The organism is Amycolatopsis rhizosphaerae (genome assembly GCF_007713715.1).
In the GTDB taxonomy this organism is placed as follows: Bacteria; Actinomycetota; Actinomycetes; order Mycobacteriales; family Pseudonocardiaceae; genus Amycolatopsis_E; species Amycolatopsis_E rhizosphaerae.
The window spans coordinates 1-10,322 of record NZ_VJWX01000248.1; the positions used below are offsets into that span (position 1 = coordinate 1).

The 10,322-nt window shown below is 70.5% G+C and carries 11 protein-coding genes; 5 read left to right on the plus strand and 6 right to left on the minus strand.

Translation table 11 applies throughout. The annotated features are described in order from the left end of the window. Positions 1-904 (plus strand): hypothetical protein (locus FNH05_RS39375; protein WP_246127887.1); only part of this gene is annotated, 904 nt, incomplete at its 5' end. Here the strand turns inward: FNH05_RS39375 and FNH05_RS22500 are convergent. Next, positions 897-1,562: a GntR family transcriptional regulator gene (locus FNH05_RS22500; RefSeq protein ID WP_144590697.1), complete on the minus strand. Its 666-nt coding sequence runs from the start codon at positions 1,560-1,562 to the stop codon at positions 897-899. The genes FNH05_RS39375 and FNH05_RS22500 overlap by 8 nt on opposite strands. A 39-nt stretch (positions 1,563-1,601) precedes the next feature. On the opposite strand from FNH05_RS22500, the gene FNH05_RS22505 reads away from it, so the two are divergent. Next, a complete protein-coding gene (locus FNH05_RS22505; RefSeq protein ID WP_246127888.1) occupies positions 1,602-2,888 on the plus strand; it encodes an MFS transporter in 1,287 nt (428 codons plus the stop codon). Between the two features lie 111 nt (positions 2,889-2,999). On the opposite strand, the gene FNH05_RS22510 is transcribed toward FNH05_RS22505, so the two are convergent. The 3 genes from FNH05_RS22510 to FNH05_RS22520 form a co-directional block, all read right to left on the minus strand. Continuing rightward, the gene (locus FNH05_RS22510; protein WP_144590698.1) at positions 3,000-3,218 is read right to left on the minus strand and encodes an acyl-CoA carboxylase subunit epsilon; all 219 of its coding nucleotides are present in this window, start codon (positions 3,216-3,218) and stop codon (positions 3,000-3,002) included. A 7-nt stretch (positions 3,219-3,225) separates the two neighbouring features. Continuing rightward, positions 3,226-4,866 (minus strand): acyl-CoA carboxylase subunit beta, encoded by a 1,641-nt coding sequence (locus FNH05_RS22515; RefSeq protein WP_144590699.1) that lies wholly within the window; start codon positions 4,864-4,866, stop codon positions 3,226-3,228. Positions 4,867-5,002: 136 nt separating this feature from the next. Beyond that, entirely contained in the window at positions 5,003-5,617 is a 615-nt protein-coding gene (locus tag FNH05_RS22520; protein WP_144590700.1) for a TetR/AcrR family transcriptional regulator, read from the minus strand. 73 nt (positions 5,618-5,690) lie between these two features. Between FNH05_RS22520 and FNH05_RS22525 the strand changes: the two genes are divergently transcribed. Further along, on the plus strand, positions 5,691-6,293 hold the full coding sequence (locus tag FNH05_RS22525; RefSeq protein WP_144590707.1) for a peroxiredoxin-like family protein: 603 nt from the start codon (positions 5,691-5,693) through the stop codon (positions 6,291-6,293). Between the two features lie 88 nt (positions 6,294-6,381). Then, positions 6,382-6,906: an O-acetyl-ADP-ribose deacetylase gene (locus tag FNH05_RS22530; protein ID WP_144590701.1), complete on the plus strand. Its 525-nt coding sequence runs from the start codon at positions 6,382-6,384 to the stop codon at positions 6,904-6,906. On the opposite strand, the gene FNH05_RS22535 is transcribed toward FNH05_RS22530, so the two are convergent. Both FNH05_RS22535 and FNH05_RS22540 read right to left on the minus strand, forming a co-directional pair. Then, positions 6,884-7,459, minus strand: a complete 576-nt coding sequence (locus FNH05_RS22535; protein WP_144590702.1) for a helix-turn-helix domain-containing protein — start codon at positions 7,457-7,459, stop codon at positions 6,884-6,886. The genes FNH05_RS22530 and FNH05_RS22535 overlap by 23 nt on opposite strands. A 53-nt stretch (positions 7,460-7,512) precedes the next feature. Continuing rightward, a complete protein-coding gene (locus FNH05_RS22540; protein ID WP_144590703.1) occupies positions 7,513-8,673 on the minus strand; it encodes an RsbRD N-terminal domain-containing protein in 1,161 nt (386 codons plus the stop codon). Between the two features lie 158 nt (positions 8,674-8,831). On the opposite strand from FNH05_RS22540, the gene FNH05_RS22545 reads away from it, so the two are divergent. After that, on the plus strand, positions 8,832-10,091 hold the full coding sequence (locus tag FNH05_RS22545) for a YncE family protein (RefSeq protein ID WP_144590704.1): 1,260 nt from the start codon (positions 8,832-8,834) through the stop codon (positions 10,089-10,091). Positions 10,092-10,322: the final 231 nt, after the last annotated feature.

Below are 10,322 nucleotides of genomic sequence, written 5' to 3' on the forward strand. Positions count from 1 at the left end.
GGTCATCCGCGCACTGGCGCTGGTCGGGGGCGAGGAGGCGAAGGAGAAGATCCATGCCTTCGCCGGCACCGAACTCCGCCTGGTGATCGACGAACTGCTGCGGGCCTGGCGGCAGTTCGACTACGCCGAGGACTACGCGGCCACCCTGCTGTCCGAAGTGGACTTCGGGGAGCTGGTGCTCGAGGTGCACCGCTGGGACGTGCTGGTCCGGTTGCGGCATCTGCGCAAGCTGACCGCGGTGCAACTGGTCGGCAACATCGCGCTGTCCGATGGCGCCGGGACGCGGCCACTGGCGGATCTGGAGAACCTGCGGTTCCTGGAAATCCGGTCCAACGAGGTGGACCAGCGGCTCACCGGCCTCACCGGGTGCGAATCCCTGCGGGCACTGCGGATTTCCGGGTACAGCGCGCTGCGCGACCTGTCCGCGCTCGCCGGACTCGGGGTGGTGGAACTCGAACTGCACACCACGGGCGGTTTCCGGGACCGGCGGGCGCCGTGGCTGGGGTCGCTCGCCGGCGCGCCGCTGCGGCGGTTGTCGGTCCGGCACCCGGCGCTCGCTCAGGGCCTGCACGTGCTCCCGGAGGAGTTGCCCCTCACCGAACTGGAACTCGGCGGGCGGGCCGAGTACCGGTCGCTGCTGGGCGTCGAGCGGTGGCCCGGACTGGAAAAGGTGATCGTGACCGGGATTCCGAGCGTCGAGGAGGTGCGCGGGCTCGGGAAGCTGCCCGCGCTGCGGCAGTTGGTGATCCACGGCGCGCGCCCGGTCGCCGACCTCGTGCGCCTGCGCCCCCTCGGCGCCCTGCAGATCGAGTTGGGCGAGGTGGCGGATCGCTCCGCCGCCCGCGATGCCCTTCCCGAAGCGAAGCTCACCTTCCGCGGCCGCGAGGACCTCACTTTTACCTAGGAGCGCCGGGGAACTGGTCGCGGACCGCGGTGATGTGGGTGGCGATCAGGGTGTGGAGGGCCTCCGATTCCCCGGCCTCGAGCAGTTCGCAGATGCGGGTGTGCTCCTCCAGGATGAGCTTCGGCCGCTCCGTCCTGTCCCGCCGCAGCGCGGTGTGCACCATGCGCAGTTGTCGGTCCCGCAGGCTGCCGTAGAACTCGTCGAACAGGGCGTTGCCCGCGGCGCTGACCAGTGTGGCGTGGAAATCGCGGTCCAGCGCGGTGAACCTCGGGGCCTGCTCGGGCCGGGTCAGTGCGCGCTGCTCGTCGAGCACGCCGCGCATCGCCTTCGCGACCTCCCGCTGGCGCCCCTCGCCGATCACCTTCGCGGCGGCGTGCCGTTCGAGGAAGATCCGTGCCTCCGCGATGTCCGCCGCTTCCTCGGCGGAGACCGGGACGACGAGCGCGCCGCGCTTCGGGTACAGCCGCAGCAGGCTCTCGGCCGAGAGCCTGAGGAACGCTTCGCGGACGGGCGTTCGCGACAGGCCCATCGCGTCCGCGACCTCACCCTCGCTGATCAGCCTGCCGCCTTCGAACCGGCCGTCGAGGATCCGGTCCTTGGCCCAGCGGTAGGCGCGTTCGCTGGCCGCGGCCGCCTGTGAGCGGTCCCCCGTTGACATACCCGCATGGTAGCGAGGAGGCTGATAGATACAAGATAGATGCAACAGGAGGTGCTCGTGCTCGCCGACAAGTCCTGGTCGGCCTGGCTGATGTGGGGGCTGGGCGCGCTGTGCTACCTGACGGCGCTGTTCCACCGGATGAGCCTGTCCGTGGCGGGACTCACCGCCCAGGAACGCTTTTCCCTCGACGCGACCGGTCTCGCGGCCTTCTCCGTCGTCCAGCTCGTGCTCTACGCCGTCCTGCAGGTCCCGGTCGGGGCAGGCGCCGACCGGTTCGGCCCGCGGCGGCTCCTCCTCGCCGGCATGGCGGCCATGGCGGCCGGTTCCACCGTTTTCGCGCTCGCCGCGTCCTACCCGGCGGCGATGGCGGGCCGTGCCCTGATCGGCGCGGGCGACGCCTGCCTGTTCGTCAACGTGCTGCGGCTGGCCCACAACTGGTTCCCCGGCCGCCGCTACGCCCTGGTCGCGGCGCTGACCGGGATGATCGGCGGGCTCGGCCAGCTCATCGCCACCGCGCCGCTCGCCGCCCTGCTGTCCACCTTCGGCTGGACCACCGCGTTCCTGGCCGCGGGTGTGGTCACCGCGGTGCTGCTCGTGGCGGTCGGCCTGCTGCTGCGCGACGCTCCGGCGGGCACCTCGGCACCGGTGCGCGGTGGTGAGCCGCTCCGGGTGAGCCTGGGGAACGCCTGGCGCAACCGCGGCACCCGGCATGCGATGTGGACCCACTTCACCCTGATGGGCGGCTTCGTGTCGTTCACCGCGGTGCTCGGCCAGCCCTACCTGGTCAGCACGCAGGGCCGGACCGTCGCGGCCGCGAGCGGACTGCTCGGCGTGATGGTGCTCGGTTTCGTCGTGGCCAGCACCGCCGCCGGGCAACTGGCGTCACGCCGCCCCGGCCTCCGTGCACCGCTGGTCGCCGGATCCGCCGTCGCGGGCACCCTGTGCTGGGTCGTGCTGGTCGTCGTGCCCGGCCCGCTGCCGCAGGCGGTGCTCGCCACCGTGCTGATCGTGATCGGGGCCGCGGGCGGGGTCAGCATGCTGGCCTTCGACCTGGCCCGCTCCGCCAACCACGGACACCAGGCCGGGATCGCCAGCGGGGTGGCCAACATGGGCGGATTCATGTTCGCGGTGGTCGCGGAACTCGCGGTCGGCGTCCTGCTGGACGCGCTGCTCGCCCACGGCGTGGCCGCGCCGCAGGCGCACCGGCTCGCCTTCGGCGTGGTGCTCGCGATGTCGGTCGCCGGGACCGCAAGGCTCGCCACCCTGCACCGCCACGCCGGTGTCCTGCCCCAGCGGCCCGAACCGGTCCTGGCACACGCCGGTTAGCGGGCTGGAAGTGAAGCAAGGGATGTTTACTACGGATCTGGAACCGTAGTAAACATCCCTTGCTTCGAATCCGGGTCGCCCCGGCGGGGCCGGAACGAGGTCAGTGCGGGATCAGTGCGGGAGGGCGGAGGCCCGCCACGCGCCCTCGCCGGGGCGCAGCGGGGCACGCAGGAGCCTGCCCCGGTCGGCCCAGTTCGAACGGCGCCGGGGGGCACCCTCGCCGGGCTGGGCCGAGGCCGCCGCGGTCACCACCGCGGTCAGGGCCGCCAGCTCCACATCGTCCGGGGCGCCCCGCACGATCCGCAGGAACGGTCGTTTCTCGTCGCTCATGATCGCCTCACAGCGGGATGTTGCCGTGCTTCTTGGGCGGCAGCGTTTCGCGCTTGTCGCGGAGCATGCTCAGCGCGCGCGAGATGTGCCCGCGGGTGTGTGCCGGCATGATCACCGAGTCGACGTATCCGCGTTCGGCTGCCTCGTACGGGTTGAGCAGGGTGTCCTCGTACTCCTGGATGAGCTGGGCACGCAGGGCCTCGACGTCCTTGCCCTCCTCGGCGGCCTTCGCCAGCGTCTTGCGGTGCACGATGTTGGCGGCGCCCTGCGCCCCCATCACCGCGACCTGCGCGGTCGGCCAGGCCAGGTTCAGGTCCGCCCCGAGGTGCTTGGAGCCCATCACGTCGTAGGCACCGCCGTAGGCCTTGCGCGTGATCACCGTGACCAGCGGGACGGTGGCCTCGGCGTAGGCGTAGATCAGCTTGGCGCCGCGGCGGATGATGCCGTTCCACTCCTGGTCGGTGCCCGGCAGGAAGCCCGGGACGTCCACGAAGGTCAGCACCGGCACGTTGAACGCGTCGCAGGTGCGCACGAACCGGGCCGCCTTCTCGGAAGCGTCGATGTCGAGGCAGCCGGCGAACTGGGTCGGCTGGTTGGCCACGACGCCCACCGCGTGCCCGTCCACCCGGCCGAAGCCGACCAGCACGTTCGGCGCGAACAGCTCCTGGACCTCCAGGAACTCACCGTCGTCGAGCACGCGGGTGATGACCTCGTGCATGTCGTAGGGCTGGTTCGGCGAGTCCGGGATGAGGGTGTCCAGCTCGCGGTCGGTGTCGGTGACCGCCTCCGCGATCGACTCCCCGGCGGTGCCGGGCACCTCGAACACCGGCGCGTCCGACAGGTTGTTCGACGGCAGGTAGGACAGCAGCTCCTTGACGTAGGCGATGGCGTCCTCTTCGTCGGAGCCCAGGTAGTGCGCGTTGCCGGACTTGGTGTTGTGCGTCCGCGCGCCGCCGAGCTCTTCGAAGGTGACCTCCTCGCCCGTCACCGTCTTCACCACGTCCGGGCCGGTGATGAACATGTGCGAGGTCTGGTCGACCATCACGATGAAGTCGGTCAGCGCGGGGGAGTAGACGTGCCCACCCGCGTTCGCGCCCATGATCAGCGAGATCTGCGGGATCACGCCGGAAGCCTTCACGTTGCGGGTGAAGATCTCTCCGTAGAGGCCGAGCGAGACCACGCCCTCCTGGATGCGCGCGCCGCCGCCCTCGTTGATGCCGATGATCGGACGGCCGGTCTTGATGGCCAGGTCCATCACCTTGACGATCTTCTCGCCGTACACCTCGCCGAGCGAACCGCCGAAGACGGTCACGTCCTGGCTGAACACGCACACGGGGCGGCCGTCGACGGTGCCGTAGCCGGTCACCACGCCGTCGCCGTAGGGCCGGTTCTTCTCCTGGCCGAAGTTGTGCGAACGGTGCCGGGCCAGCTCGTCCAGCTCGACGAAAGAACCGGGGTCCAGCAGCAGGTCGATCCGCTCACGGGCGGTCTTCTTGCCCTTGGCGTGCTGGCGCTCCACCGCACGGGCCGAACCCGCGTGCACGGCCTCTTCGTAGCGGCGGTACAGGTCGGCCAGCTTCCCGGCCGTGGTGTGAATGTCCGGCTCTTCTGCTGGTGGCGTCCCGATAGGCTCCGTCGCGCTGCTCATGATTCCGCAGCTTAACGACTGCGGCGGGGCCAGGAGTGTGGCGTCAGCCTCATCGTGACCAGGTGGGGGAGCCGCGACGCCGTCGCCAAGGGCCTCGGGGGCCTGCCCCTCCACCGCCGGCCACCGCACCGCCGCATCAGGGGAGGCCGAGGCCGCGGAGTAGCAGTTCGAGGCCGTGGTGGAACTCTTCGTGGGGGGAGATGTGCCGGGCCTCCCGAGCGGCACCGGCCAGGAACGGGAAGTCCGCTTCGGGCAGTTCGCCCAGCGCCACCGTGCCGGGCCCGGACAGCGGGCTGAAATGGTCGGTCTGCAGGGCGCCGAGCACGTAGCTCAGGTAAGCCCGGAAGGTCAGCGCGCTTTCCCGGCGGGAAAACCCGGCGTCGGCCAACACGCCCAGCACCGCCTCGCCCCATTGGCGCGCGGCCGGTGACGCGTGCCGGCGGGCCAGGAGCAGGGGTACCGCGGCCGGGTGTTCGCCCACCGCCTTCCGGATCCGCTCGGCGAACAGGACGAGCCGTTCGCGGGCCGAGGTGCCCGGCGGCAGGTCGAGGGGAACGGCGCGCAGCACCTGGTCGACGATCGCCCCTTCGAGCTGGTCGCGGTCGGCGACGTAGCGGTACAGCGACATCGTGCCGACGCCGAGTTCCTTCGCGACCATGCGCATCGACAGTCCTTCGAGCCCGTCGCGGTCGAGGACGGCGAGTGCCGCGGTGGCGAGCTGCGCCTGGGTGAGGGAACGAGGGCGGGGCATGGCGCTTGACAGCGTACAGCCTACGCGCATAACGTCGTTAGCGTACATCGCACGCTAACAGATTGGGAGCGTGATGTCCTTGAACAGCAAGGGAAACCGGCTCGGCGCTGGCGTGTTCGTGGCCGGGCGTGAACTCGTCACGGTCACCGGGGAGACGCTCCGCGTGCCCGAGCCCGGCCGGCTCGTGCACCTGCAGTTCCGCCGGTTCGCCGGCTGCCCGGTCTGCAATCTGCACCTGCGCTCGTTCGTCCAGCGGCACGACGAGATCGCCGGGGCGGGGATCCGCGAAGTGGTCTTCTTCCACTCGTCCGCCGAGGAACTGCGGGAGCACGTCGCCGCACTGCCGTTCGCGGTGGTCGCCGATCCGGAAAAGCGGTGCTACACGGAATTCGGTGTGGAGGCGGGCAGGCGGGCTCTGCTGGACCCGCGGGCCTGGGGCCCCATCCTGCGCGGCGTGTTCCGCAGCCTCGGGCAGGTGCTGCGCCGCCGCGCGCCGCTGCCGAAGGCGAACCCCGAGGGCGGCCGCTTCGGTCTGCCTGCCGATTTCCTGATCGACGACCAGGGGCGGATGATCGCGAGCCACTACGGGGAGCACGTGTACGACCAATGGTCCGTCGGCGAACTGCTGACGCTGGCCGGGACGGGGAGGAGTCCCTCGGTGGAAATCGGCGGATGATCAGCTCGCGCTGGTCGTCGAGGCACTGGGCGGATTCCTGCCGCGTCGCCGAGTTCCTGCCACCGCGAAGCCGGACTACCGTGGCGGTGTGATCGAGCTGGTTCAGGGTGACATCACCGAGCAGCGGGTCGATGTCGTGGTGAACGCGGCCAATTCCTCGCTACTCGGCGGCAGCGGGGTGGACGGTGCGATCCACCGCAAGGGCGGCCCCGAGATCCTCGCCGAATGCCGCGCGCTGCGGGCCGGGCAGTACGGCGGCGGGCTGAAGGTCGGGCACGCGGTGGCGACCACCGCCGGGCGGTTGCCCGCCCGGTGGGTGGTGCACACCGTCGGCCCGGTCTACTCGACCGAAGAGGACAGGTCCGGTCTGCTGGCCGACTGCTACCGCAACTCACTGCGCGTCGCAACGGAACTCGGCGCGGAGACGGTGGCCTTCCCGGCCATCTCCACCGGGGTCTACCGCTGGCCGATGGCTTCCGCGGCCGAAATCGCGTTGCGCGCCGTGCTCGACCACCATCCGCTGCGCACGGTGCGGTTCGTGCTGTTCAGCAGTGCCGCCCACGACACCTTCGCGGCGGCGTGGCGGGAGATCAGCGGCGGTGCCGGGCTCTGACGTGGAGGCGTTCGCCCTGCGGCCCGAACAGGCTCAGGAACTCCACGGCCCGTGCGTCGGCACTGCCGAACCAGTGCGGGACGCGGGTGTCGAACTCGGCCACCTCGCCCGCCTTCAGCACGAGGTCGTGCTCGCCGAGCAGCAGCCGTAACCGGCCGTTGAGCACGTACAGCCACTCGTAGCCATCGTGGGTCTGCGGCTTCGGTTCGCCGGGCTGACCGGCCGGGATGACGTGCTTGAACGCCTGCACCCCCCCGGGCCTCCGGGTCAGGGGGATGATCGTCTGCCCGTACCGCTTGATCGGCCGGGGATGGAGCCGGGGATCGCCGGTGGGCGGGGCGCCGACCAGTTCGTCCAGCGGCACGCGGTAGGCCTTCGCCAGCGGCAGCAGCAGTTCGAGCGTGGGCTTGCGGGTGCCGGACTCCAGTCTGGACAGAGTGCTGACCGAAATGCCGGTCAGCTCGGAAAGCCCGGCCAGGGTCACGCCGTTCTGCTTGCGCAGCGCGCGAAGATGCGGGCCGACACCACCCAGTACCTCCTCCAGTTCGTCCATCCGGCTTACTCTGCCACCCCCACCGTTCGTGTCCCACGCTCGTGCTCGCGAAGTCACGCCGGGGGAAGGTGCCGGTGCGCGGTCGGGGGATCGGTGAGCCAGGTGTGCAGGGCCCACCACCAGCGGAGCGTGGGCAGGACGGCCGGGGAGGCCTCCAGCGAGGCACCGGTGATCTCGGCGAGCCTGCCGAGCCGGTACCGCACGGTGTTCGCGTGGATGTGCAGGGCCGCGGCGGTCTGGTCGAGCCGTCGGCCGTGATCGAGGTAGGCCAGTGCGGTGCAGGCGAGCTGCCGGTGGAACGCGTCACCGGGGTCCAGTGCGCCGAGCAGGGTTTCGGCGAGCAGGCTCGCCAACGCGGGCTGGGCCGCCAGCGCGGTTTCACCGGCGAGGTCGGTGAGGTGGTGCAGACCTCGCAGTCCCCGCCGTTGTGCCGCGGTGAGCGCGGTGCCGCACCACGTGTACCGCGCCCGGATGTCGGGCAGCGCGGCCGCAGGCGCGGCCACGACGAGTGCGTCCGAGCCGAACCCGGCCGTGGCGGGCAGGCGTGCGGCCAACCCGGTCAGTCTTCCTTCCACCAGACCGAAAACGCCCCCGCAGCCGGAGAGCCGCTGCTCCAGGGAACGGGCCTGGACCGGGTCCGAGACGTCGGAAAGCAGGCAGTGGTAGCGGCAGTCGGGGTGCAGGCCGGCGGACGCGAGTTCCTCGCCGGTGAGAGCGTCCCCGTGGAGCAGCCGCCGCAGGAGCTGGGTGCGTGCGTCGCGGACGGTGCGCGACAGCTCCAGCTCCGCCGTGTGGTAACCGCTGATGACCTGCCGTTCCAACGCGTCCGCGTAGTGGTCGAAGTCGAGCATCGCCTCCAGCATTGCCTCCGGCGACAGCCCCGCGGCCCGGCCGCGCTCGATCGCGATTTCGACCGCGCATCGGCGGCCGGCCTGCACGCCCTGGAGCAACGCGGTGATCGGAACCCCCTGTGCGGCCCGGTCGGCACCCAGCACGGCCGCGGCGGTGAAGTCCGGCTCGCCCGTTCCCCGGAGCGCGGCGAGTCCGGCTTCGAGGAGAACCGCGATGTGGCGCAGGTTTTCGCTCGCGGGCAGGCGCGCGACGTCCGGGGAGGCCGCGCGCGCGGCCCGGGCCACCTTGTCGACGACGCTGCTGTCGGCGGCCATGGCGAGCAGCACCTCGCCGACCCGTTCGCGCTCCTGTGCGCCCGCCATCCCCGTCGCCTTTCGCCGCTCGCGGCGCCCTTGTGACCCGTGCACAACCGGGGCGGCCGGTGTTGGCGGTCGTCCCCTAGGCGATCGCGGGCGACTGTTGGTTTCCTGTCAGCTACCGAACGGTAACACCAGACACCCGGTCCCCACTTGGAGTTCCCATGACCAGAAGACATTCCGGCGGCACATCGGGATTCGGCCGGATCGTCGCGTGCCTGGCCGTGCTGGCGGCCACCGCGCTTCCCGCCACGGGTGCCGCCAACGCGGCGGGCACGCTGAGGGAGGTGCTCTTCGTCGGCAACAACTGGGACGGCACCGCCGACGTGGTCGCCTCGACCTCCGATCTCACCAAGATCGGCCGGGTGAACATCACCCCGGACAAGGACGAGCGGCTGCGGGAGATCTACCTCGATCCCGTGAAGCTGGCCTACTTCCTCGGCATCCGGCAGACCGTGGGCGAGGGGCACGACCAGTTCGTCGACGACATGTACACCACGCCGGACGGCACCTCCGTGGTCGCCTCCCGGCCAAGCTTCGCCGACGTGGTTTCGATCGACCTGACCACAGGGAAGATCAATTGGCGGTTCCCGGTGGCCGGTTACCGCGCCGACCACATGGCCGTCTCGCCGGACGGCAGGCGGGTCGCGGTGTCGGCCTCGACCGCGAACACCGTGCACGTGCTCGACATCGAGACCGGACGGCAGCTCGGCTCCTTCAAGACCGGCGACAAACCACACGAGAACGTCTTCACCAATGACGGCAAGTACCTGTGGGACATGTCGATCGGCAACGTGGAGACCGCGCTCGACGATCCCAGCCTGGACTGGACCAAGGGCGACCGGCACATCACGATCGTGGACGCGAACACCTACCAGCAGGTCAAGGTGATCGACATGCGTTCGCGGCTGGACGCCTTCGGCCGCAGCGATCTCTCCAACTCGGTGCCGCCCGTGGCCTTCTCCCCAGACTGGTCCACAATGTACTTCCAGGTCTCCTTCTTCAACGGGTTCCTGGCCTACGACGTGGCTTCCGACAAGATCACCGGGGTCACGACGCTGCCGAAGAACCCCGCCACCACCGAGGACCGCACGAAGTGGGTCAACGACTCCCGGCATCACGGGCTGTCGATGAACCCGGCCGGGACCAAGCTCTGCGTCGCGGGCACGATGGACGACTACGCGACCGTGGTCGACCGGGCGACGATGCTCCCCGGTCCGCTGGTGACCACGTCGAAGCCGTACTGGGCGACGGTAACGGGAGACGGCACCGCTTGCGTCATCTCCGAAAGCGGCGCCGACCAGATCACCTCGATCGACTTCGCCACCGGCGCCAAGATCACCTCGGTCCCGGTGGGCGACCACCCGCAGCGCGTCCGCCTCGGGCACGTTCCCGTCGGCTGGACCGGCCCCACCGCGGGCTGAATCCCGTTTCTCAGGGCCGTGAGGGGCCCCCTCACGGTCGATATGGCCAGGGTCCCGGCAAAGTCTGGTGAGTGTTGGCCGTGAAGGGTCCCTTCACAGTCGATTCGACTGTGAAGGGACCCTTCACGGCGCCCATTCCCGCCTGAGCGTGGGACACAACCGCCGGAGGGTGGGACTCGCCCATGCAAGGACCGACTTTGCCGGGGCACTGGCCTCAAGGCCCCCTAGAAC